The organism is Methylopila sp. 73B, from assembly GCF_000526315.1.
GTDB lineage: Bacteria > Pseudomonadota > Alphaproteobacteria > Rhizobiales > Methylopilaceae > Methylopila.
This window is the reverse complement of record NZ_JAFV01000001.1, coordinates 2,380,238-2,403,399: the sequence shown is the minus strand read 5'-3', so window position 1 is coordinate 2,403,399 and position 23,162 is coordinate 2,380,238. Positions and strand designations below refer to the sequence as shown.

22 protein-coding genes and 1 pseudogene are annotated in these 23,162 nt (G+C 72.3%); 11 read left to right on the top strand and 12 right to left on the bottom strand.

All coding sequences use genetic code 11. The features are described from left to right. The first annotated feature begins 47 nt into the window (after window positions 1-47). The 4 genes from K244_RS0111605 to K244_RS0111590 all read left to right on the top strand — a co-directional run bounded on the left by K244_RS0111605 (window position 48) and on the right by K244_RS0111590 (window position 3,329). Window positions 48-1,634, top strand: a complete 1,587-nt coding sequence (locus tag K244_RS0111605; protein ID WP_020186439.1) for a cytochrome ubiquinol oxidase subunit I — start codon at window positions 48-50, stop codon at window positions 1,632-1,634. A 29-nt stretch (window positions 1,635-1,663) separates the two neighbouring features. Further along, window positions 1,664-2,821, top strand: a complete 1,158-nt coding sequence (cydB, locus tag K244_RS0111600; protein WP_020186438.1) for a cytochrome d ubiquinol oxidase subunit II — start codon at window positions 1,664-1,666, stop codon at window positions 2,819-2,821. A 12-nt stretch (window positions 2,822-2,833) separates the two neighbouring features. After that, on the top strand, window positions 2,834-2,971 hold the full coding sequence (gene cydX, locus K244_RS23145; protein WP_020186437.1) for a cytochrome bd-I oxidase subunit CydX: 138 nt from the start codon (window positions 2,834-2,836) through the stop codon (window positions 2,969-2,971). A gap of 82 nt (window positions 2,972-3,053) precedes the next feature. Next, on the top strand, window positions 3,054-3,329 hold the full coding sequence (locus K244_RS0111590; protein WP_020186436.1) for a hypothetical protein: 276 nt from the start codon (window positions 3,054-3,056) through the stop codon (window positions 3,327-3,329). Window positions 3,330-3,564: 235 nt separating this feature from the next. Here K244_RS0111590 and hisS read toward each other — a convergent pair whose 3' ends face one another. From hisS to K244_RS0111570, 4 genes are all read right to left on the bottom strand, one after another. After that, a complete protein-coding gene (hisS, locus tag K244_RS0111585; protein WP_020186435.1) occupies window positions 3,565-5,046 on the bottom strand; it encodes a histidine--tRNA ligase in 1,482 nt (493 codons plus the stop codon). Between the two features lie 189 nt (window positions 5,047-5,235). After that, entirely contained in the window at window positions 5,236-6,363 is a 1,128-nt protein-coding gene (locus tag K244_RS0111580) for a TIGR03364 family FAD-dependent oxidoreductase (protein WP_020186434.1), read from the bottom strand. 126 nt (window positions 6,364-6,489) lie between these two features. After that, a complete protein-coding gene (locus K244_RS0111575; protein ID WP_051460022.1) occupies window positions 6,490-7,878 on the bottom strand; it encodes a sigma-54 dependent transcriptional regulator in 1,389 nt (462 codons plus the stop codon). 104 nt (window positions 7,879-7,982) lie between these two features. Continuing rightward, on the bottom strand, window positions 7,983-8,189 hold the full coding sequence (locus K244_RS0111570) for a cation transporter (RefSeq protein WP_020186432.1): 207 nt from the start codon (window positions 8,187-8,189) through the stop codon (window positions 7,983-7,985). 145 nt (window positions 8,190-8,334) lie between these two features. Between K244_RS0111570 and K244_RS22710 the strand changes: the two genes are divergently transcribed. Both K244_RS22710 and K244_RS0111560 read left to right on the top strand, forming a co-directional pair. Then, the gene (locus tag K244_RS22710) at window positions 8,335-9,804 is read left to right on the top strand and encodes an EAL domain-containing protein (protein WP_020186431.1); all 1,470 of its coding nucleotides are present in this window, start codon (window positions 8,335-8,337) and stop codon (window positions 9,802-9,804) included. A gap of 31 nt (window positions 9,805-9,835) precedes the next feature. After that, entirely contained in the window at window positions 9,836-10,705 is an 870-nt protein-coding gene (locus K244_RS0111560) for a TIGR01459 family HAD-type hydrolase (protein WP_020186430.1), read from the top strand. 122 nt (window positions 10,706-10,827) lie between these two features. Here the strand turns inward: K244_RS0111560 and purD are convergent, their stop codons facing one another. Both purD and K244_RS0111550 read right to left on the bottom strand, forming a co-directional pair. Further along, complete coding sequence (purD, locus tag K244_RS0111555; RefSeq protein WP_020186429.1) at window positions 10,828-12,093, bottom strand: phosphoribosylamine--glycine ligase; 1,266 nt, start codon at window positions 12,091-12,093, stop codon at window positions 10,828-10,830. A gap of 99 nt (window positions 12,094-12,192) precedes the next feature. Continuing rightward, window positions 12,193-12,555 carry a cupredoxin family copper-binding protein gene (locus K244_RS0111550; protein ID WP_020186428.1) on the bottom strand — a complete coding sequence of 121 codons (363 nt, stop codon included), beginning with the start codon at window positions 12,553-12,555 and terminating at the stop codon, window positions 12,193-12,195. A 246-nt stretch (window positions 12,556-12,801) separates the two neighbouring features. Between K244_RS0111550 and xseA the strand changes: the two genes are divergently transcribed. From xseA to K244_RS0111535, 3 genes are all read left to right on the top strand, one after another. Then, window positions 12,802-14,265, top strand: a complete 1,464-nt coding sequence (xseA, locus tag K244_RS0111545) for an exodeoxyribonuclease VII large subunit (protein WP_020186427.1) — start codon at window positions 12,802-12,804, stop codon at window positions 14,263-14,265. 65 nt (window positions 14,266-14,330) lie between these two features. Next, entirely contained in the window at window positions 14,331-15,245 is a 915-nt protein-coding gene (locus K244_RS0111540) for an alpha/beta hydrolase (RefSeq protein WP_020186426.1), read from the top strand. Beyond that, on the top strand, window positions 15,245-16,078 hold the full coding sequence (locus tag K244_RS0111535) for a patatin-like phospholipase family protein (protein WP_020186425.1): 834 nt from the start codon (window positions 15,245-15,247) through the stop codon (window positions 16,076-16,078). Before K244_RS0111540 ends, K244_RS0111535 begins: the two co-directional genes overlap by 1 nt. 31 nt (window positions 16,079-16,109) lie before the next feature. Here K244_RS0111535 and K244_RS0111530 read toward each other — a convergent pair whose 3' ends face one another. The 3 genes from K244_RS0111530 to K244_RS0111520 all read right to left on the bottom strand — a co-directional run bounded on the left by K244_RS0111530 (window position 16,110) and on the right by K244_RS0111520 (window position 17,170). After that, window positions 16,110-16,493, bottom strand: coding sequence for a DUF4112 domain-containing protein (locus K244_RS0111530; protein WP_020186424.1), 384 nt, complete (start codon window positions 16,491-16,493; stop codon window positions 16,110-16,112). Beyond that, entirely contained in the window at window positions 16,490-16,648 is a 159-nt protein-coding gene (locus K244_RS23140) for a YqaE/Pmp3 family membrane protein (protein ID WP_020186423.1), read from the bottom strand. Before K244_RS23140 ends, K244_RS0111530 begins: the two co-directional genes overlap by 4 nt. 75 nt (window positions 16,649-16,723) lie before the next feature. Further along, window positions 16,724-17,170, bottom strand: coding sequence for a nucleoside deaminase (locus K244_RS0111520; RefSeq protein WP_020186422.1), 447 nt, complete (start codon window positions 17,168-17,170; stop codon window positions 16,724-16,726). A 123-nt stretch (window positions 17,171-17,293) separates the two neighbouring features. Here K244_RS0111520 and K244_RS0111515 point away from each other — a divergent pair, with 123 nt between their 5' ends. Both K244_RS0111515 and rsmD read left to right on the top strand, forming a co-directional pair. After that, window positions 17,294-19,312, top strand: coding sequence for a pseudouridine synthase (locus K244_RS0111515; protein ID WP_020186421.1), 2,019 nt, complete (start codon window positions 17,294-17,296; stop codon window positions 19,310-19,312). Further along, entirely contained in the window at window positions 19,293-19,853 is a 561-nt protein-coding gene (gene rsmD / locus K244_RS23135) for a 16S rRNA (guanine(966)-N(2))-methyltransferase RsmD (protein WP_081761473.1), read from the top strand. Before K244_RS0111515 ends, rsmD begins: the two co-directional genes overlap by 20 nt. Before the next feature lie 44 nt (window positions 19,854-19,897). On the opposite strand, the pseudogene K244_RS24175 reads toward rsmD, so the two are convergent. The 3 genes and pseudogenes from K244_RS24175 to K244_RS0111500 form a co-directional block, all read right to left on the bottom strand. Beyond that, window positions 19,898-20,374 (bottom strand): annotated as a pseudogene (locus K244_RS24175) (GGDEF domain-containing protein); the annotation flags it as partial. A gap of 822 nt (window positions 20,375-21,196) precedes the next feature. Then, complete coding sequence (locus K244_RS22705) at window positions 21,197-22,444, bottom strand: sensor domain-containing diguanylate cyclase (RefSeq protein WP_020186419.1); 1,248 nt, start codon at window positions 22,442-22,444, stop codon at window positions 21,197-21,199. 21 nt (window positions 22,445-22,465) lie between these two features. Further along, entirely contained in the window at window positions 22,466-23,080 is a 615-nt protein-coding gene (locus K244_RS0111500) for a hypothetical protein (protein ID WP_020186418.1), read from the bottom strand. Window positions 23,081-23,162 lie beyond the last annotated feature (82 nt).

Here is a 23,162-nt window from a genome sequence, read left to right as displayed (position 1 = left end):
ATCCCATCCGGCCTGTGCGCCGGGCTTGAGAATAGGCGGGCGGACCCATGATCGACTTCACGGTCGTCGACCTGTCGCGACTCCAGTTCGCGGCGACGGCGATGTACCACTTCCTCTTTATTCCCCTGACGCTCGGGCTGTCCCTCCTGATGGCCATCATGGAGAGCGTCTACGTGATGACCGGCCGCGAGATCTGGCGGCGCATGACGCTGTTCTGGGGCACCCTGTTCGGCGTCAACTTCGCCATGGGCGTCGCGACCGGCATCGTGATGGAGTTCCAGTTCGGCATGAACTGGAGCTACTACAGCCACTACGTCGGCGACATCTTCGGCGCCCCGCTCGCCATCGAAGGGCTGATGGCCTTCTTTCTGGAGGCGACCTTCATCGGCCTGTTCTTCTTCGGCTGGGATCGGCTGTCGAAGGTGGCGCATCTCGTGGTCACCTGGCTGACGGCGCTCGGGGCGAACTTCTCGGCGCTCTGGATCCTGATCGCCAACGGCTGGATGCAGAACCCGGTCGGCGCGACGTTCAATCCGGACACGATGCGGATGGAGGTCACCGACTTCATGGCGGTGCTGTTCAATCCCGTCGCGCAGGCGAAGTTCGTCCACACGGTGAGCGCCGGCTACGTCACCGGCGCGATGTTCGTCATGGCGATCAGCGCCTACTTCCTGCTGCGCGGCCTGCATCTCGACCTCGCCAAGCGCTCGATGGCGGTGGCGGCCAGCTTCGGCCTCGCCTCCAGCCTCTCGGTTGTGGTGCTGGGCGACGAGAGCGGCTATGTCGCGACCGAGCATCAGAAGATGAAGATCGCGGCGATGGAGGCGATGTGGGAGACCGAGCCCGCGCCCGCCGGCCTGACGCTGTTCGCTCTGCCGGGGACCGACGGCAACCGCTTCGAGGTGAAGATCCCCTATGTTCTGGGGCTCATCACGACCCGCAGCCTGGACACCGAGCTTCCCGGCATCCTGCCTCTGGTGAAGCACGCCGAGACGCGCATCCGCAACGGAATGGCGTCGGCGGCGGACCTCGACGCGATCCGCAAGGACCCGAAGGACCAGGCCGCTCGGGCGCGATTCTCCGAGAACTGGCATGACCTCGGCTACGCGCTGCTGCTGAAGCGCTACCGGACCGACGTCGCCAATGCGACGCCGGAGGAGATCCGCAAGGCGGCGCTCGACACCGTCCCCCCCGTGGCGCCGCTGTTCTGGTCGTTCCGGATCATGGTCGCGCTCGGCTTCTACTTCATCGCCTTCTTCGCGATCGCCTTCTGGCTGTCGACGCGCCACCGCATCGACTCGAGCCCTCTCCTGCTCAAGATCGCGCTGTTCAGCCTGCCGCTGCCGTGGGTCGCGGCCGAGGCCGGCTGGCTGGTCGCCGAGTATGGCCGACAGCCCTGGGTGGTCGAAGGCGTGCTGCCGACCTTCTACGCGGCCTCGGGCCTGACGCTCGGCGACCTCGTGATCAGCCTCGGCTTCTTCCTCACCGTCTACACGACGCTCGCCGTGATCATGGTCTTCCTCATGCTCAAGATCATCCGGAGCGGCCCGTCTACGCGCAACGTCCTCATCGACGGCTTCGCCGGCGCCTCCCACGTGCCCGCGGGCGCCGCCGCGGCGGCGACGGATCGCTGAGACCGGCCGCTTAAGGAAAGAACGGACCCATGCACACGATCCCGCTCGACTACGAAACGCTTCGCCTGATCTGGTGGCTGCTGCTCGGCGTGCTGCTCATCGGCTTCGCGCTGATGGACGGCTACGACCTCGGCGTCGGCGCGCTGCTGCCCTTCGCCGCCAAGACCGACGACGAGCGCCGCATTCTCATCAACCTCGTCGGCCCGACCTGGGAAGGCAACCAGGTCTGGCTCATCCTCGGCGGCGGCGCGATCTTCGCCGCCTGGCCGCCGCTCTACGCCGCGAGCTTCTCCGGCTTCTACCTTGCGATGATCGCGATCCTGCTCGCGCTGATCCTGCGGCCGGTCGGCTTCAAGTTCCGCGGCAAGGTGCATGATCCGCGCTGGCGCGAGGCGTGGGACTGGGCGCTGTTCATCGGCGGCTTCGTGCCGGCCCTGATCTTCGGCGTCGCCGTCGGCAACCTGTTCCTCGGCGTGCCCCACGGCTTCGACCCGACGCTCCGGCCGATCTACGAAGGCGGGTTCTTCCTCAAGTTCGTGGGCCTGCTGCGCCCCTTCGCGCTGCTCGCCGGCCTCGTCAGCCTCACCATGCTCGCCGCCCATGGCGCCGCGATGATCACGCTGCGCTGCCAGGGCGCTGTGGTCGAGCGCGCCAGGCTGTTCGGCGCGGCGGCGGCGGCGGCGGCGCTCGTCCTGTTCGCGATCGGCGGCGGCTGGATCGCGCTGATGGACGGCTACGTCTACGCCAGCGTCGTCGATCCGGCGGGCCCGTCGAACCCGCTCGGCAAGACGGTGGAGCTGCACGCGGGGGCCTGGCTCGGGAACTTCGCGGCGCATCCGTGGATGATCGCGGCGCCCGTGATCGCGGCGGCCGGACTGCTGCTGGCGCTCCTCGGCTTCGCTGCGCGCCGCGGCTGGACCACGCTCGCCGGCACGAGCCTGGGCGTAGCGGGGATCATCGCGACCGCGGGGCTCTCGCTGTTTCCCTTCCTGATGCCCTCGAACCTCGATCCGTCGCAGAGCCTGACGGTGTGGGACGCGTCGTCGAGCCAGCTCACGCTGTTCGTCATGCTGCTCGCGACCGCGATCTTCCTTCCGCTGATCCTCGGCTACACCGCCTGGGTGTTCCGGGTCATGCGGGGGACGGTCACGCCCGCCTCGATCGACCGCAATCCCAACGCCTACTGAGGACGAACCGCCATGTGGTACTTCTCCTGGATCCTCGGGCTCGGCCTCGCCTGCGCCTTCGCGATCCTCAACGCGATGTGGTTCGAGATGCGCGAGGACCGACGCGTCTCGGACGCCCTGCGCGAGCCGTCGGTTCCCCTGCGGGACTGAGCAGGGCGAGGGGCGTCCGGCAAGGCCGCCCCTCGCGTTTCGGCTCTGGCCGCGGGAGGGCCTCCTGGCGTAGAACGCGGCCATGGCCCTGTTCTTCCGCTCCCGCGCCGAGGATCCCGCCCGCGCCGACGCCTCCCGCCGCGTGGCCGCCTACGCCCGCGAGGCGCTGGGCCTCGGCGAGGACGACGCGGTGACGGTCAGCGAGATCGCCTGCGGGGATCCCGCCTGCGGCGGCGCCGAGACCGTCATCCTCATCATGCGCGCCGGCGCCAAGACCGAAGCCGTGAAGCTCATGATGCCGATGGCGCAAGCGACCCCCGAGGACGTGGCCGCGGCGCTCGCGAAGGGGACGGCGTAAGGGGCCAAGCGACGCTCTTGGTCCCCCTCCCCCTTGCGGGGAGGGGTTAGGGGTGGGGGGTGGCGCAGAAAAGCGCCCCACGTCTGAGGCCCGCGGCCTCGCGAGCGTCCCGTCGCCCTGACAGCTCTCTCTGGAACGACCCCCACCCTTACCCCCTCCCCGCAAGGGGGGAAACGAGCCTTCGGAAAGCTGGGGCGCTCGTTCCTTTCGTGAGCGGATGCAACCCTTCCGCCGCTCAGCGGTGCCGGGCGAGGATCGCCTGGACTTCCTCCACCAGCCGCGCCTCGGGCACGGTCACCTGCGCCGGGCGGCTTTCGGTCCACTCCGCGCGGTCGGAGATTGCGGCGGCGGCCTTGGCGCCCTCGACGAGGTCCTTCAGCGTGACCTCGCCTTTCTCGCGTTCGTCCGAGCCCTGCATGACCACGCAGGGGCTCTTGCGGCGGTCGGCGTACTTCATCTGCGCCTTCATGCCGGAGCCGCCGAGGTAGACCTCGGACTTGATCCCCGCGGCCCGCAGCCGCGCCGCGAGCGCCATCGAGTCGCCGATGCGGTCGCGGTCGAACGCCAGCACGACGACGGGGCCGGCCGAGGCCTCCGCGGTCTCGCCCTCCAGCGCGCGGAGCGCCGCCTGCAGGCGGGAGACGCCGATGGAGAAGCCGGTCGCCGGCGTGTTCTCCGCCATGAAGCGGCCCACCAGCCCGTCGTAGCGCCCGCCGCCGCCGACCGAGCCGAACTGGATCGGCTTGCCGTCGTCGCCGGCGATCTGGAAGGTCAGCTCGGCTTCGTAGACCGGACCTGTGTAGTATTCGAGGCCGCGGACGACCGAGGGGTCGACCGACACGCGGCCGTCGTAGCCGGCGGCGGCGAGAAGATCGGCGATCTCCTTCAGCTCGCTCGCGCCTTCGGCGCCCACAGGCGTGGCGGCGAACTCGGCCGCGAGCGCTTCCGCGGTTTCGGCGTTGGTCGAGCGCTTGGCCTCGAGGATCGACAGCACCCGCGCGGCCCCGGCCTCATCCAGCCCCGCGCCCTTGGTGAAGTCGCCGCTCTCGTCCTTGCGGCCGGCGCCGAGCAGCGCGCGCACGCCGTTCGGGCCCAGCCGGTCCAGCTTGTCGATCGCACGCAGCACCGTCAGCCTTCGCCCGGCGTTCTCCTCGCCGCCGAGGCCGATCGCTTCCATCACGCCGTCCAGAATCTTGCGGTTGTTGACCTTGATCACGTAGTCGCCGCGCTTGACGCCGACAGCTTCGATCGCGTCGGCCATCATCATGCACATCTCGGCGTCGGCCGAGACCGACGGCGCGCCCACGATGTCGGCGTCGAACTGCAGGAACTGGCGGAAGCGGCCCGGGCCCGGCTTCTCGTTGCGGAACACGGGGCCGAAGCGATAGCTGCGGTAGGGCTTCGCGAGCTTCTGGAAGTTCTCCGCCACGTGGCGGGCGAGCGGCGCCGTCAGGTCGTAGCGCAACGACATCCACTGCTGGTCGTCGTCCTGCAGCGAGAACACGCCGGCGTTGGGGCGGTCCTGGTCCGGCAGGAACTTACCCAGCGCGTCGGTGTACTCGAAGAACGGCGTCTCGACCTCCTCGAAGCCCCAGAGCTCATAGGTCGCGCGGATGCGCTCCGCCATGGCGCGGGTCGCGGCGAGCTCGGCCGCGCCGCGGTCGGCGAAGCCGCGCGGCGTGCGCGCCTGGGTCAGATCGGTGCGGCGGGCGTTCATCGGGCGTGTCCAGGCAAGGCGAAGGTCTCGAAACGGACCCGCTCCCTAGCGCAGCCGGCTGGGAACGGCAACGGAGCCGGCCGGCGCGTCCGTTCCGCCCGGAGCCCTCAGTGTCTGTTTGAGATTGAGAAGACGGGCTGTCGAAGCACGCGCCACGTACAGTCCAAACCTTCTTTTCCAAACGAACGGTCAGCCCTTGCCGAATAGGTCGGCGATCGTCTCCTCGCCAATCGCGAAAGCGCCGGTCGCCCCCGCCCCGGAGGCCGCGACCACGACGCGCACGTTCGGCGCGGGCGCCTCGACCACCACAGGGCGTTCGGGATTGAAGGCGTAGGTGCCGGTCCAGCGCGACAGCACCGCCTTCGGACGCTTGCCGAACACGGCCGCGAACTCCTCGAGGATCAGCTCGTCGATCGCCTGCGTCTGGAACGGGTCGGGCGTCGCGTCCACCTGCCGGCTCGCGCCAAGCACCAGCGTGTCGTCCGCCGACTGGGTCGCGATCAGGGCGACGCCATGGGCCAGGTGCTCGGGCTGCTCGGCCTCGAGCCGCGCGCGTAGGGCGGAGGCCTCCGGCAGCTCGGCGAAGCCGGGGAGGCGGATGAGGCTTAGGTCGGTCGCGACGGCGCCGGGGAGTTCGAAACCCTCCTCCGGACGCACTCGCAGCATATGACTCTTGGCGCGAACGAGGCCGGCCCTCGCGAGCGTCTCGCCGAACAGCGACCGGAAGTCGTCGCCGGGGCACACCACGATCGCCTCGGCTTCGATCGCCCCGCGCGAGGTCGTGAGCCGCGTTCCCTCGACCGCGGTCACCGCGGTCTCCCAGCGGAACGCGACGTCGTGGGCCTCCGCCAGCCACGCGGCGATCTTCGGCATCGCGCTTTTCGCCTCCACGCGCAGCTCGTGCGGGCTCCAGAACACCGCCGACATCGCGCCCTTGAACTGCGGGAATAGCGCGTGGCCGTCTTCGGCGGCGTAGAGCGTGCAGTCCTCGCCCATCTCGGTCGCCATGAAGGCCTCGAGCGCGGAGGCGGCCTCCGGACGCCGCGCGACGATGGCGAGGCCCTCGTGCTCGATGCGGACGCTCGCCTGCGCCGCGACGTCGGCCCAGACGTCGCGGGAGCGTTTCGCCCGCCGCCACGCGCCGCCCGCGGGCTGGCCGGTGACGCCGACGATGCCCGGCATGCGCACGGAGGCGCCGTTGGCGCGGCCCTCGCGGTCGACGACGACGACCCGCCGGCCGCTGCGGGCGGCCGCGAGCGCGTGGGCGAGGCCGAGAACGCCGCCGCCGACGACGGCGAGATCGAATGTGTCGGGCATCAGGGGGGATCCGGGTGAACGCCGGCGACGCTGGCCCCATCCCGGATCGCGCGTCAAGCCGGGCCCGGCGCGAGGCTGGGGCGCGGACGGGCGCTTTCGGCGCGGCGCCGGAGCGATCCCGCGGGTTCAGACCGGCGAGCAGCCCCCGGCGGCCCAGCGCTCGCGCTTGCGGTAGATCGTGGAGGGGCTGAGCTCGAGAGCGGCCGCCGCCTTGGCGAGGTTGCCGCCGCAGACGTCGATCGCGCGCTCGATGATCCGGCGCTCTGTGATGTGGAACGGCTCGATCGGCCCGTCGGCCAGCGGGCCGGCGGAGGCCGCCGCGCGCAGCGGCGTCGCCGCCCGCACCTCGGCCGGCAGCATGTCGGGCGTCACCATGTCGCCGTCGTCCAGCACCACGGCGCGGCGGACGACGTTCTGCAGCTCGCGGACGTTGCCGGGCCAGGGATAGGCGCGGATGAGGTCGAGCGCCTCGGGAACGAATCCCGTGAAGCGGCGGCCCTCTTCCGCGGCGAAGCGCGCGAGGAAGGTCTCCGCGAGAAGCGCGACGTCGTCGCCGCGCTCGCGCAAGGGAGGCAGGCGGATCGGTAGCACGTGCAGACGGTAGAACAGATCCTGCCGGAAGCGGCCGGCCGCGATTTCGGCGTGCGGGTCGCGGTGGGTGGCGCAGACGATGCGGATGTCCGCCCGGCGCGCCCGGGCCTCGCCGACGCGGCGGAACTCGCCCGTCTGCAGCACGCGCAGGAGCTTGGCCTGCAGCGCCATCTCCATCTCGCCGATCTCGTCGAGGAACAGCGTGCCGCCGCTGGCGGCCTCGGCCGCGCCGATCCGGTCCTCGCTCGCGCCGGTGAAGGCCCCGCGGACGTGGCCGAAGACCTCGGATTCCATCAGCTCGCGCGGAATCGCGCCGCAGTTCAGCGCCACGAAGGGCTTTTCCGCGCGGCCGGAGCGGGCGTGGACCGCTTCGGCGCAGAGCTCCTTGCCGACGCCGCTCTCGCCGAGGATGAACACCGGCGCACGGGAGGGCGCGATGCGATCGATCTGGCCGTAGATCTCCCGCATGGCGGGCGATTGACCTACGAAGCCGTGGGCGGCCTGCGGGGCCGCCGGCTGCGGCTCCTTGCGCTCGGCGAAGCGCAGGGCGAGCCTGCGGGCGAAGCCGTCCGGCGTGTAGGGCTTGAGGACGAAGTCGACCGCGCCGCGGCGCATGGCCTCGACGGCGAGGCTGACGGAGCCCGCGCCGCTGGTCGCGATCACGGTGACGCCGCTCGCCACCAGGGCGTCGACGACGTCGAGCGCGTCGCGGTTCGGGAGGTCGACGATGGCGTAGGCCGGGGCGCGGCGTCCGGGGGCGGCGGGCAGATCCCGCGCGCCGATCGCGGCGGTCACCTCGCCGCCGGCGGTGGCGACCGCGACGGTGGCGACCCGCAGCGAGGCCGCGTCATCGTCGACGAGCAGCACCTCGGGCCTGGCCTGAGGGCGGCCGCCGCTCCAGTCGCTTAAGCGTGGCTCAGCCATGCCATGCCCTGCAAACCTCGATCCGCTGGAGCGCGCACGAAGCGGCGCGCCGATGCGTCACCTTGGCGAAACAGGGTAAACGAAAGGTGAGCGAGAGCCGCGTTTCAGCCGGTGACGGCGAGCTGCGCGTCGTAGCCGGCGGCCTCGATCGCGGCGATCGCCTCCTCCGCGCTGAGGGTGGTGTCGGCCGAGACCCGGCCGGCCATGCGGTTGACGACCACGACCGCGTCGGGATCGCGCGCGGAGAGCGCGGACTGGACCGACTTCGAGCAGCCGTCGCAGGTCATGCCGGACACATCCAGAACGATCATGGGTCTCTCCTCTCCGGGCGTTCGACCGACGTCGTCGGCCGTCTTCGCCACATCATGTGGGGAACCGCGGCCCGGACGACGACGGGTTGGCTGCGGAATCGCGAATCTGCGATGGTCGCCAAGGCCTTTTGCCCGGATGACGCCAATGTTCAAGCCCGCCGATGTCTTCGTCGCCGTCGCCATGACGGTGACGGCGGCCTGCGTCGCCATCATGGCGAGCTTCGGCCTCGGTTTCGGCCTCGCCGAGGGCATGCTCGTCGGGCTCGCCGCGCTGGCCGGGATGGCCGTGCTCCACATGGCCTTCGCGCGGGCGCCGGGGGCGGAGCTCGAACGCGTCGACGACCTCGACCGCCTGGTGACCGAGCTGCAGAGCCGGATCGAGACCCTCGACGTGCGGCTCTCGACCCTCGACGCGGCGGTCTCCGACCGCGCCAAGGCCGCGAGCCGGCCGCTGGTGGAGGAGATCGCGGCGCTGGGCGGTCTGGTGACCTCGGTCGCCAAGGAGGTCGCAAAGCACGACGCGGCGCTGCTGCGGCTGAAGGCCCCGCGGCCGGCGCCGGTCGCGACCCTCGCGACGCCGGCCGAGGCGCTCCCCGCGCAGCCGGCCCGGGCCTCCGAGCCGGCGGCGGCGGCTGCGGCGCCGGTCGCCGAGGCCCGTCCGCTGATCCCGCCGCCGCCGCCCGCGCCCCCGCGCCGGGCGCGCCGCACGGAGGCCGTGGCCTCGCCCTCGAAGCCGCAGGCGCCGGATCCGTTCGACCCCGCGGAAGCCGAGGACGAGACCCAGGGCTACGCCGGCGCGGCCGACCGCGGCCTCGCGGCGCGCGTCGAGCTGGCGCTGCGGGACGACCGCGTCGACTTCTACCTCCAGCCCGTGGTGGCGCTGCCGAACCGCCGGATCCTGCACTATGAGGGCTTCTCCCGGCTGCGGGAGCCGGACGGGCTGGTGCTGCCCGAGGAGTTCCTTCCTTCCGCGGCCGCGGAAGGAAGGCTGGTCGAGATCGACCGCCGTGCGATCGAGCGCGCCGCTCGGGTCGCGCACCGCCTCAACGCCCGCGGGCGGGGCGTCCGCATCTTCGTCAACATCGCCTCCGAGACCCTCGCCGACGATCGGGTCGCGCGCGACGTCGCGACCTATATCGACGGCTCGCCGGAGCTCGCGCGGTTGCTCGTGCTGGAGCTCACCCAGTCCGCCTTCGACGGCCTCGGCGCGCTCGAGCGCGAGAACCGCGACGCGCTGGCCGCGAAGGGCGTGCGGTTCTCCATCGACCAGGTCGCGAACCTGCGGCTCGACGGCCGCGATCTCGCCGCCCGCGGCGTGCGCTTCGTGAAGGTTCCGGCGGCGACGCTGCTCGACCCCGACACGGCGCGGAACCTGCCGGTGCACCCCGCCGACCTGCCCAACCTGCTCGCCCGAGACGGCGTCGACCTGATCGCGACCCATGTGGAGGAGGAGCGCACCACGCCGGAGCTGCTCGATCTCGACGTCAAGGCGGCGCAGGGCTTCCTGTTCGGCGTGCCGAGGCCGGTGCGCGGCGAGGGCGGAGAAGCCGGCGAGGCGGGATCGGATGGCGTCACCCGCGCGTTCACGCCTCATGCCTTTCCCCGCCGCGCTTGACGGCGCTCCGCCGCGGCTCTAGGGCGCCCTCATGACCGACATCTCCGACTCCCCCGTCTTCGCGCGGTTCGCGCCGCTCGCCTCCGCCTACGACGTCGCGCTGTGCGACGTCTGGGGCGTGCTGCACAACGGCGTCGCGGCCCATGCGGAGGCGGGGGACGCGCTGACGCGGTTCCGCGCCCAAGGCGGCGTCGTGGTGCTGATCTCGAACGCGCCGCGCGACAGCGAGTGGGTGATCGACCACCTCGACGGCTACGGCGTGCCGCGCAGCGCCTGGGATGCGGTGATCACCTCGGGCGACGTCACCCACCACATGCTGGCGGAGCGCGGCGTCGCCCGCGTCCACCACATCGGGCCGATGCGCGACGTGCCGCTGTTCGGCGACGAGCGCATCGAGCGCGTGAGCGTGGAGGAGGCGCCGCTCGCGGTGGTGACCGGCCTGTTCGACGACCGGACCGAGGAGCCGGAGGACTACCGCCCGCTGCTCGAGGAGCTGAAGGACCGCGGCATGCCGCTGATCTGCGCCAACCCCGACCTGGTGGTGCAGATCGGCGACGACCTGATCTGGTGCGCCGGCGCGATCGCCGACATGTACCGGGACATGGGCGGCGAGACCCACTACGCCGGCAAGCCCTACGCCCCGATCTACGACGCCGCGATCGCCGTCGCCTCCGACATCGCCAAGCGCGCGGTCGACCGCTCCCGCATCATCGCGATCGGCGACGCGGTGCGCACCGACCTCGCGGGCGCCGCGGCGGCGGGCATCGACTGCCTGTTCGTGGCGGACGGCATCCACGCCGAGGAGCTTGGCCCCGGCGCGCCGGACCCCGAAAAGCTCGCGGCGCTGTTCGCGGAAAACGGCGACACCCCGGTCGCGGTCACGCCGAAGCTTGCGTGGTGAGCGGCGTCATCCCGGCGAAGCGGCGCAGCCGCGCGGAGCCGGGATCGTTCTGAACGGCCGCTCCCCGGATCACGATCCCGGCTCGGCCTTCGGCCGTCCGGGATGACGTCCGTTTTCCGGACCTACTCCTCCAGCCGCGCCACCGCGCGCCAGCCGATGTCGCGGCGGCAGAAGCCGCCCGGCCAGTCGATGTCGTCGATCGCGGTGTAGGCGCGGGCCTGGGCCTCGCGCACGTCGGCGCCGGTCGCGGTGACGGCGAGCACGCGGCCGCCGTTCGCGAGCAGCCGCTCGCCGTCGGTCGTGGTGCCGGCGTGGAACACGGTGACGTCGTGGCGCGCCTCCGCCTCCGCCACGTGGCGGATCTCCGACCCTTTCTCGTAAGCGCCGGGATAGCCGTTCGCGGCCATGACCACGGTCAGCGCCGCGTCGCTTATGAAGGTGGCCTTCCGGCCCGCGAGCTGGCCGTCGACGGCCGCGACCAGCAGGTCGAGCAGGTCCTCCTTCAGCCGCGGCAGCACCACCTGCGCCTCAGGATCGCCGAAGCGGACGTTGTATTCGACGAGCCGCGGCGCGTTGGCCTCGATCATCAGCCCGGCGTAGAGGAAGCCGGTGAACGGCGCGCCGGCCTCGGCCATCGCCTTCACAGTCGGGCGCACGATCTGCGCCATCGCCTTCTCGACCAGGGCCGGCGTCAGGATCGGCGCGGGCGAATAGGCGCCCATGCCGCCGGTGTTCGGGCCTTCGTCGCCGTCGTAGGCGCGCTTGTGGTCCTGGGCCTCGCCGAAGACGAGCGCCGTGGTCCCGTCGCAGAGCGCGAACAGGCTGGCCTCCTCGCCCTCCATGAACTCCTCGACCACGGCCTCCCCGAAGCCGCCCGCGAACACGTCGTCGACGGCGGCGTGCGCCTCCTCCAGCGTCATGGCGACGGTGACGCCCTTGCCGGCCGCGAGGCCGTCGGCCTTGATCACGACCGGCGCGCCGAAGGCGTCGACCGCGGCGTGCCCTTCGGCGCCGGAACGGCAGCGCCTAAAGCCTGCGGTCGGGATGTCGTGGCGGGCGCAGAGCTCCTTGGTGAAGGCCTTGGAGCCTTCCAGCCGGGCGGCCGCGGCGCTGGGGCCGAAGGCCTTGATCCCGGCCTCCTTCAGCCGATCCACCACGCCGGCCACCAGCGGCGCCTCGGGGCCGACCACGGCGAGGTCGACCTTCTCGTCGGTCGCGAGCCGCACGATCCCCTCGAGGTCGTCGACGGGAACCTCGCGCAGCTCGGCGTGCTGGGCGATGCCTGGGTTGCCCGGCGCCGCGATCAGCCGCGTGAGCTTCGGGCTCTTGGCGAGCGCCGCGGCCAGCGCATGCTCGCGGCCGCCGGAGCCGAGGAGAAGGACGATCATCAGGGCCTCGCAGGGGGCGTCGACGGGGGAGGTCGGCGCCGTTCTAGCGGAGGCGGGCGCGGAGGTCACGGCCCCGCGGGGCCGACCTCCGCCGGCGCCTTACTCGACGATGACCTTCGCCTTCATCATCGGATGCGGCGTGCAAATGTAGTCGTAGGTCCCGGCTTCGCCGAAGGTCACGGTGTAGCTCTCGCCCTTGTTCAGCATCTTGCCCTGGGCCTTCGGGTCGCCCTTCGCCGGGCCGTTGCGGAAATGGACGTTGTGGGCGATCTCGTCGTCGTTGGTCCAGGTCACGCTGCCGCCCTTCTTCACCTTCACCTCCTCGGTCGCGAAGGCCATGTTGGCGATCGACACCGTGACGGCGTCGGCGGGCGCCTGGTCGACGACGGTGATGGCCTGGGCGAAGGCGGCGCCGGCGGGCAGGGCGAGGGACAGGGCGGCGGCGAGCAGGAACGAGCGCATGGGGATGTCCTCAAGCCGCGGCTGCTTTTGTCGGCCGGCGGCCGCCGCGGCACGGCCCCGTCCTCGCGCGGCGCAAAGCGGAGGCCGCGTCACGTGCGAGCCTCGGCAGGTAGAAGGGGCGGCAAGCCAGGCAAGGAAGTTTTGTCCCGCTGACGCAGACGTGACCTTGGCCGCCGCCGTCGCCTTGCGCGCCGAACGCGGCTAACGTCGCGCACGCTCACGACCGCTCCGATCCCACCGAGGCCCATGCCCCCGTCCGACGCCGCCGCCAGCAACGCCCTCGAAGTCTCGGTCTCCGAACTGTCCCAGCAGCTCAAGCGGACGGTCGAGGACACCTTCGGCTATGTCCGCGTGCGCGGCGAGATCTCCGGCTACCGGGGCCCGCATTCGTCCGGCCACGCCTATTTCGCGCTGAAGGACGAGGGCGCGAAGATCGACGCCGTGGTCTGGCGCGGGTCGTTCGGAAAGCTACGGTTCAAGCCGGAGGAGGGCATGGAGGTGATCGCCACCGGCCGCCTCACCACCTACCCCGGCAAGTCCGCCTACCAGATCGTCATCGACACGCTGGAGCCCGCGGGCGTCGGCGCGCTCATGGCGTTGCTCGAAGAGCGTAAGCGCAAGTTCCAGGCCGAGGGCCTGTTCGCAGCCGAGCGCAAGCGTCCGATCCCCTACCTTCCGGAGGTGATCGGCGTCGTAACGTCTCCCACCGGCGCGGTGATCCGCGACATCCTCCACCGGGTGTCCGACCGGTTTCCGCGGCGGGTGATCGTGTGGCCGGTGCGCGTGCAGGGCGAGACCGCGGCGGCCGAGGTCGCGGCCGCGATCCGCGGCTTCAACGCGCTTGGCGCGGGCGGCCTGATCCCGCGGCCGGACGTGCTGATCGTCGCCCGCGGCGGCGGCAGCCTCGAGGACCTGTGGGGCTTCAACGAGGAGATCGTGGTGCGCGCCGCGGCGGAGAGCGCGATCCCGCTGGTCTCCGCTGTGGGTCACGAGACCGACACCACGCTGATCGACTACGTCTCCGACCGGCGCGCGCCGACGCCGACCGCCGCCGCCGAGATGGTGACGCCGGTGCGCGCCGAACTGCTGGCCGCGACCGCCGAACGCGGCGCCCGGCTCCGCGCCGCGACGCTTCGGGGCATGGAGGCGCGCCGGACCGAACTGCGCTCCGCCGCGCGCGCGTTGCCGACGCTCGAGACTCTGATCCAGATCCCCCGCCAGCGCCTGGACCACGCCGCCGCCCGGCTCCGGCCCGCGCTCACCGCCAACGCCGGCCGCCACCGCGCCCGCTTCGCCGCCGCCTCCGCGCGGCTCCAGCCGGCCGCTCTGACTCAGCGCGTTCATCTCGGGCGCGAACGGGCGGAAGGCCTTTCAGCCCGGCTGGAGCGTGCGGCGACGGCGCTCGCAGAGAAACGTCGCGACCGGCTGGCCTCGGTCTGGAAGCTCGTGCGCAGCCTCAGCTACGAGGGCGTGCTGGAGCGCGGCTACGCGCTGGTGCTGAACGCCGAGGGCCATGTGCTGCGCCGCGCCGCCGAGGTGGGCGACGGCGAGCAGGTGCGCCTGAAGTTCCAGGACGGCGAGCGCGCCGCGACCGCCGGCGAGGGCGCCGCGCCGCCCCCGCCCTCCGCCCCGGCGGCGCAACCCGCTCCGCGCAAGGAGGCGAAGCCGCGCAAGCCCGCGCCCGCGCCGCAGTCGGACCTGTTCGGCTGAAAGCGTGCGGCTGCCGGCGCGGGCGACGCGCTAAGCTGAAGGATGGGGTGTTGGAGGAGGGGACGATGGCCAAGGCCGCGCTCGCCGACCTGTTTCCGGGCTTTGCGCCGCGCTGGATCGACGTGGCGGACGACGTCCGCCTGTTCGCGCGCGTCGGCGGGGAGGGGCCGCCGCTCCTGCTGCTGCACGGCTACCCCCAGACCCATGTCGGCTGGCGCAAGGTCGCGCCCCTGCTCGCGGAGCGCTTCACCGTCGTGCTTCCGGACCTGCGCGGCTACGGCTGGTCCTCCGTTCCGCCCCCGGTTCCGGAAAACTACGCCAAACGCGTGATGGCCAGGGACATGGTCGGCCTGATGCGCGCTCTCGGCCACGAGCGTTTCGCCCTGGCCGGCCACGACCGCGGCGGCCGCGTCGGTTATCGCCTGGCGCTCGACCACCCCGATCGCGTCGCGAAGCTCGCCCTGCTCGATATCGTGCCGACGGAGCGGATGTGGGCGGGCTTCGGCCGCGCGCGGGCGCTCTCGGCCTACCACTGGGCCTTTCTCGCCCAGCCGGCGCCGTTTCCCGAGACGCTGATCGCGGCCGATCCCACCTATTTCCTCGAATGGACGCTCGCGAGCTGGACCGCGGCGAAGACGCTCGACGCCTTCGGCTGCGAGGCGCTCAATCATTACCGCGCGTTCTTCGCCGATCCCGGCCGCGTGGCGGCGACCTGCGCGGACTACCGCGCCGGCGCGACGCTCGACGTCGCGGACGACGAGGCCGACCGCGCGGCGGGCCGGCGCATCGGGGCGCCCGTCCTGGCGCTGTGGGGCGAGGCCGGCTTTCCCGGCCAGGGCGGCGGGCGGCCGATCGACGTCTGGCGGGACTGGGCCGACGACGTGCGCGGCGAGGCGATCGCCTGCGGCCACTTCCTGCCCGAAGAAGCGCCGCAGGCGACCGCCAAAGCGCTCCTGACCTTCTTCGGAGACCTTGTGTGATGGACAATCCGGCGGGCCGCAGGATCGGCCTCGCGCTTGGAGGCGGCGGCGCCCGCGGGCTGGCGCACCTTCATGCGCTCGAGGCCTTCGACGAGCTGGGCCTGCGCCCCGCGGCGATCGCGGGCGTGTCGATCGGCGCGATCTACGGCGCCGCCTACGCCGCGGGCCTGCCCGCCAAGGAGCTCCGCGCCCACACCGCGGCCATGCTGCGCGACCGCGGCGCGGTTCTCTCCAAGCTGATGAAGGCGCGGGTCGGCCGGCTGACCGACCTCTTCGGCGCCGGTTCGCGGAACCCGGTCCTCGTCGACGCCGAACTGCTACTCGCGCAGTTCCTGCCCGAAGGCGTGCCCGAGACCTTCGACGCGCTGCAGATTCCCTTCGTCGCCGTCGCGACCGATTTCTTCGGCCGCGCGGAAATCCGCTTCGACGTGGGGCCGTTGCGGCCGGCCGTCGCGGCGTCGATCGCGATCCCCGGGCTGTTCCGGCCGATCGTCCATCACGATAGGACGCTGATCGACGGCGCGATGACCAACCCGCTGCCGTTCGACGCGCTCGACGACGTCGACGCGGTGATCGCGGTCGACGTCACCGGCGGGCCGGTCGCAAGCGAAGGCCGCGTCCCGAACGCGTTCGAGACCACGCTGGGCTCGCTTCAGATCATGCAGACGACCATCGTCGCGGGAAAGCTCGCGCGCCGTCCGCCGGAAGCGGTGATCCGCCCCAACGTCGAGGCCATTACGCTGCTGGATTTCTTGAAGACCACCGCCGTCCTGCGCGCGAGCGAGGCGGCGAAGGACGAGACCAAGCGGGCGATCGAGGCCGTGTTGGGGTGACGTGGGCCAACCCCGTCGTGGGCGTCGCGCGCTAACGCCCTGCGAAGTGCTTCTTCAGCAACGCCATGTTGCGGCGGTTCGCCTTGAAGGCGAAGTCGAACACCGTGCCGATCACCGGCACGCTGCCTACCACCGTGTCAATCGCGACGTTGCCGACCATCCGCGCCAGAATGTGGTTCGGCGCGCCGAGGTCGTGGGCGCGCTTGATCATGTAGGCCGAGACCACCGCGGTCGACAGGTCGCCCGCCACCGGCACGATGCTGGCGATCGCGTCGACCCCGAAGCGCCAGTTGGTGCCGGGGATGCGCCAGCGCGTGTCGAGCAGATCGGCGAGCCGGTCGAGATCGTCCAGCGACGTCTGACGCGACGACGGCTCTATGCGCCCAGCGAAGCCGGTGGCGGCCTTGGCGGTCATTTGCGGATGATCACCCAGATGGCGTGAATGATGCCCGGGATGTAGCCGCAGAGCGTCAGCAGGATGTTCAGCCAGAAATGGAGGCCGATGCCGACCTGCAGGAACACGCCGAGCGGCGGCAGCAGGATGGCGATCAGGATGCGGACGACGTCCATGCGGTCTCACCTCAGGTCTCGCGCGTCGGAACGGCCGACGGCTCCGGCTCGGAAACGCCACGGGAGGCGTTTCGTTCACCGATCGGAGATGGGATCGCGCAGGCCCTGAAAAAAGACCCTGAGCAGGTCGGCCGCGTCGCGCTCCGCGATGCCGGGGTAGACCTCGGGCGCGTGGTGGCAGGTCGGCTGGTCGTAGAGCCGCACGCCGGAGGTGACGGCGCCGCCCTTCGGGTCCTCCGCGCCGAAGTACAGCCGGCGGATGCGGGCGAAGGAGATCGCGCCGGCGCACATCGGGCAGGGCTCCAGCGTCACGTGCAGGTCGCAGCCGGTGAGGCGCTCCGCGCCCAGCGCCTCGCAGGCGAGGCGGATGGCGACGATCTCGGCGTGCGCGGTCGGGTCGTTGCGCGCGCGGGTCAGGTTGCCGGCGGCGGCGATCACTTGGCCGTCGCGGGCCACGACGGCGCCCACGGGCACCTCGCCGCGGGCGGCGGCGGCCCGCGCCTCGGCGAGGGCGCGCTCCATCGGGGTCACGGACGTCTCCTGCGGGTTCGCGTGCGCACGAGAGGTAACCTTCGCGGGCGCCCGCTGTCGACAGGACGATAACCGCTCGTAAACCGCGCCTGCGCGTGCTATCGCCCGGCGATCATGACAGACCCGACCGACCGCCCCGACGCCAGTCCCGACGACGCCGCGACGCCCCCTCCGGGCGAGCGCGTGGCGAAGGTCATCGCCCGCGCCGGCCTCGGCTCCCGCCGCGAGGCCGAAGCCTGGATCGAGGCCGGCCGCGTCGCGGTCAACGGGCAGACCATCGACAGCGCCGCGCGCAACATCACCGCGCAGGACGCCGTCACCGTCGACGGCCGCCCGCTCCCGGCCCGCGAGCGCACGAGGCTCTGGCTCTACCACAAGCCCCGCGGCTACGTGACGACCACCCACGACCCCGAAGGCCGCGAGACGGTGTTCGAGATCCTGCCCCCGGCGATGCCGCGGGTGGTCACGATCGGCCGGCTCGACATAAACACCGAAGGCCTGCTGCTGTTGACCAACGACGGCGGCCTGGCCCGCGTGCTGGAGCTGCCGGAGACCGGCTGGCTGCGCCGCTACCGCGTGCGCGCCTTCGGCCGGACCACGCAGGACAAGCTCGACGCGCTGAAAGACGGCGTGACCATCGACGGCTTCGCCTACGGCGGCATCGAAGCCACCATCGAGCGCCAGCAGAGCGACAACGTCTGGCTGATGATCGGCCTGCGCGAGGGCAAGAACCGCGAGGTCAAGCGCGTCGCCGAGCATCTCGGCCTCGCCGTGAACCGGCTGATCCGCGTGTCCTTCGGTCCGTTCCAGCTCGGCGACCTTGGCGAAGGCGCGGTCGAGGAGGTGCGCACGCGCGTGCTTCAGGACCAGCTCGGCAAGCGCCTGATCGACGACGCCGGCTGCGATTTCGAGGCCGAGGCGGTCAGCCATGGCGAGGACGCGCCGGTGGTCACCGGCGGCCGCGGCGCCGGGCGCAAGACGCCGGACAAGCGCGCCGCAGTGGACCAGAGCCGTCTCAAGGACCCGTCCCAGCGCGTCGGCCGTAAGGCCCCGCTGGCGCGCCCGCGCGACGTGCCGGCGCCGCCGACCCTCGCCGAGGGCGAGACCGAAGAGCGGCCGACGCGCACCAAGCGCGCCCCGGCCGTCGCCGATCGCAAGGGCCGCGCCGTGAAGGTGGAGCGCGTCGCGCGCGCCGAGAACGACCCCGCGCCCCGGCGCGCCCGCAAGGCCGACCCCGAGGCCGCTGAACGTTTCGGCGCGCCCGGCCGCGCCCCGCGGCCGCCGCGTCCCGGTGCGAAGCCCGGAGCCCGCGACGGCAAGCCCGCCGGCCGGAGCTTCAAGCCGCGTGAGGGCGACGAGGCCCGCGGCCCGCGCGCCGACGGCGACCGTCGCGGACCTTCGCGCGGCGACCGCCCCGACCGTGGCGAGCGTCCGCAGCGCAGCTTTGGAGACCGCCCGGCCCGCGCCCCATCCGGCGATCGTCCTGACCGCGGCGAGCGCCCGTCGCGCAGCTTTGGCGATCGCCCCGCGCGCGCACCGTCCGGCGACCGTCCCGACCGTGGCGAGCGCCCGGCGCGGAGCTTTGGCGACCGGCCTGCGCGGGCGCCCTCCGGCGACCGGCCGCGGCCTGCGGCGACCACAGACGGCGGCCGCCGGTCCGAGCCGCGCTGGCGCTCCGAGGACGCCCCGCGAAGCGAGCGGCCTCGCGGCGACCGGCCTCAAGGCGATCGCCCCCGAGGCGATCGTCCCCAAGGCGCGCGTCCTCAGGGCGACCGTCCGCGGACGGAGCGGTCCGGCGCCGGAAAGGCGTTCGGCGATCGTCCGCCGCGTCGCGAAGGCGACCGGCCCTACGGCGACAAGCCCCGCGGCGATCGCCCTCAGGGCGACCGCTCGCAGGGAAGCAGGCCGTCCCGCAGCGACGCTCCGCGCGGCGCCGGCGCTGGCGGAAAGCCGGCCGGCAGGTCCGGCGGCAAGCCGGGTGGTTTCGGGGGCAAGCCGGGCGGTTCGTCGGGCAAGCCCGGCGCACGCCCCGGCGGCAAGCCGGGCGGCTTCAAGCCGCGCGGCCCGGGAGGCGGCAAGCCGGCGGGCGGCGGCGGCAGGGGACGGCCAGGCGGTGCGGATCGTCGGGGGTAAATTCAAGGGCCGCGCCCTGAAGGGCCCGGCCGCGGACTCGCGCGCGATCCGTCCCACGACGGACCGGCTGCGCGAGGCCGTGTTTAACGTGCTGGCTCACGCCTATGGCGATCCGGCCGCCGGCGCGCGCGTGCTCGACCTGTTCGCCGGCACGGGAGCGCTCGGCTTCGAGGCGCTGTCGCGCGGGGCGCGGTTCGCGCTGTTCGTCGACGAGGGGGCCGAGGCCCGCGCGTGCCTTCGCGCCAATGTGGAGACGCTCGGCCTCGGCGGGCAAACGCGCATCGCGCGCCGCGACGCCACCCGCATGGGCCCCGTCGGCGCGACCGCTCCGTTCGATCTTGTCTTCGCCGATCCCCCCTATGCGCGGGGGTTGGGGGAGCGCGCCTTGTCCTCGGCGCGCGAAGGCGGCTGGCTGGCGCCCGGCGCGCTGGTCGTCTGGGAAGAAGCGGCGGACGTCGAGGCCATCGCGCCCGCTGGATTCGATACGCTCGAAATCCGCACGTACGGCGACACCCGGCTCGCGGTGCTGCGCGTGGCCTGACGCAGGTCGCTACGCCGGATCCTCGGCCGATCGGAGACGATCGTGCGGTTCCGCCCGGCGCCCTTCGCAACATACATCGCTTCGTCGGCGAACGACACGATCTGCGCGACATGCGCGCAGTCGAGCTCGGTCGAGGACACGCCGACGCTCAGGGTGGCGCGGACGACGTGCTCGCCGACCCTGATCCGGGTTTCGGCGAACGACCGCCGCAGCCTTTCGGCGACCGTTTCGGCCTGCGCCAGCGTGGCGCCCGGTAGCAGGCAGACGAACTCCTCGCCGCCGATCCGGAACAGCGCGTCGCGCGCGCGGATCGAGCGTTGCGCCGCCGCCGCCGCCTCGACGATGACGACGTCGCCGACGTCGTGGCCGTAGCGGTCGTTGATCGTCTTGAAGTTGTCGATGTCGAACACGAGCGCCGCGACGCCGACGGCGTCGGAGGAGCGTTCGTTTTCGAGCAACAGCAGCTCCTGGTCGAAGGCGCGCCGGTTGAGCGCGCCGGTGAGGTGGTCGCGCAACGCCATCTCGTAGTTTGCGAGCGCCACGCGCTCCCGCGACATCGCGACGACGAGGGCGACGGTCGCGGAGGCCTGCGCCACGACGGCGGCGTTGTAGATCACGACCGCCCAGACCTCGGGCGCGCCGAGGCCAAGCGGCGCGGGAAGGAACGGGACGAACGCGGCGCGGACCGCGCTCAGGCCGGCGAAGAGCGCCATCAGCGACACGATGAGGCGTCGCGACGGCAGGGCCTCGTCGCGCCCGCGCCAGAACTCCCACGCGCTCAATCCGTTCAACGTCGCGACGCAGAGCGTGCGGGTCACGCCCCCGGCGGCCGGCAGGTCGAGGGCTTGCGCCGCGACGTCGAGGCCCATCCAGCCGAAGGCGATGGCGAGCGCCGTCCCGACGACGTTGGAGCGCCGATCGAAGGCTCGCGCGGCCTGCCAGGCGAACCCATGGGCGAGGAGCACCCCGACTACGGCGATTCGCTCCTGCCATTCCCTGACGAGAAAGCCGTCTCCCACCAGCAGGGCGGCCGAGGCCACGGCGAAGAGGAACGGCAGGGTCCACCACCACAGCCGCTTGGGTCGCCCGGAGCCCGCCCAGGACAACAGCAGGGACGCGCCCAGCAGAGCGAGGACCACCGCGGAGCAGGCGACCATCGTTGGAACGTCGAGGCGCATCAAGCGGTGGCGGCTCTGATCTGGGTCATATGGAAAATTACGTATACCAGCAAACGTGGCGGAAAGGGCCGATGGCCGCGCTTTTGCACCGGCCTCGTTCGGCTTGGTGAACGCGGGCCGTCGGCGAAAGCGCCTGTGACCGTCTGGCGCATCACGCCGGGGTCGTCAGTCGCCTTCGAACGCCACGCGGTTGCGGCCGCGGGCCTTGGCCGCGTAGAGCGCTGCGTCCGCGCGGGCCGTCAGCGTTTCCGGGGCGGCGTCTTCGGCCCGCAGCAGGGCCCCGCCGAGGCTGATCGTCACCCCGAGCGTCAGCCCCTCGAGGGCGATCGGCAAACTGACGATCGCCCTGTGCAGGCGGTCGGCGACCAGTTTCGCTTCGTCGCCGGTCGCCCTCGGCAGCAGGGCCGCGAACTCCTCGCCGCCCACCCGCGCGATCATGTCGTCGTGGCGGAGCGCGCCCGCCGCGCGCTTCGCGACCGCCTTCAAGACCTCGTCGCCGACTGCGTGCCCGAACCGATCGTTGATCGCCTTGAAGTGGTCGATGTCGAGCGCGATCAGCGCCAGAGGCTCGCCGCGGGAGCGCGCAGTGGCGATGTCGTGGGCGAGCCTCTCCGCGAAGCGGCGCCGGTTCGCCACGCCCGTCAGCGCGTCGGTGCGGGCCGCCGCGCGGAGCTCCGATTCCATCCGGCGCTGCTCGGTGACGTCCCACAGCACGAGCGTGAAGCGATCGCCGAGGAACCGGTAGTAGAACTGCACCGTCCGGGTGTCGCCGTCCCGGGCCCGCACGGTCCACTCCCGCATGTGGGCGCGCGACGGGTCGGCCTTCGCCGCGGCGATGGTGCGCCGCCAGTCCTCCCGAGCGGCCCGCCTCAACGCGGGATCCGGAAAGGCGTGCCGCCACCAGGCGCCGTGGCTGAGCACCGCCGCGCCCTCGTAGTCGAACAGCGCGTCTGACGCGCCGTTGTAGAACAGGGCGTTGAAGTCGCGGTCGTAGATCTCGACGCCCACCGGCAGCGACTCCAGCACCGAGCGCATCTGAGCCAACTCATCGATCGCGCTCAAGGCATCGGTCGCGCCGCGCAGCGCGATCATGACCAGGCCGGGGTCGCGGGGATCCCGCCCGAGATCGAAGCGGATCATCCCCGCCGCGCCGCAGGCGACCGTGACGCTGGGCCCCGGCCCGCCCTGCGCCATCGACGCGATCGCCTTGGCGAGCGCCGCCGCGGCTTCGGCGCCGATCGCGCGCTCCAAGGTCGGCCGTCCCGCGGAGGACCGCCCGAGCAGGCGGCGGGCGGCCGGGTTCATGGCGATCAGAACGGGGACGTCGTCGCCTGTGACGACGAGCACCGGGCTCGCGAGCGCGTCGAGCAGACGTCGCTCTCGGATCGAAAGCGCTCGACGGGTCGCCGCCATCGCCGCTCCTCCTCACCTGTTTCAGCGAGGGTACCAGAACTCCATCTGGCCGGGGGGCGCCTTGTAGTTTGCGATGGTCTTGACCACCGAGCCCTCGAGGCCCCGCTTCGCCGCGATCGCCGCCACCTGCTCGGCCAGCGGCCGGTCGGCGTCGTTGAAGTAGCGCACCTCCGGCGTCGTCGGCGCGCGCCCGGCGACCAGTTCGATGCCGGGCGACTGGAAGCCGGCCGCCCGCAGGTCGCGCCACAGGTCCTCGGCGGCGAAGCGGGAGTCCATGTCGGGCGCCTGGATGTAGACGGTCCCGACCGACGCAGCCGCCGCCGTGGTCGACGGCGCGACGTCGCCGGGCGTGATCGCCGCGTTGCGCGCGTCGAAGGCCTTGGCGCTTTCGGCGGACGCCGCGATCCGTTGCGCCGCGTCCGCCGGAGGCGTCAGGGCGCCGGCGGCGTAGGCCGTGACCAGCCCCACGATCGACAGGAGATAGAGCGCGTAGAGGCCCGTCCGCATGACCCGCGGCGTCTTCACGATCCGCGCCATGGTCAGCGCGACGACGAGCGTGAGCGCCACGAACACGCCGACCAGCGCATAGACCGCGGCGAGCCGCAGCGCGAGATCGGTGGCGGTCTGTTGAAGCATGCCGTCTGTCTCCTGGCGGGATCGTCTCTCCGCGCGAATCGTGGACGCCGATGCTCGCCGCCTCGGCCCGGCCGATCAACGG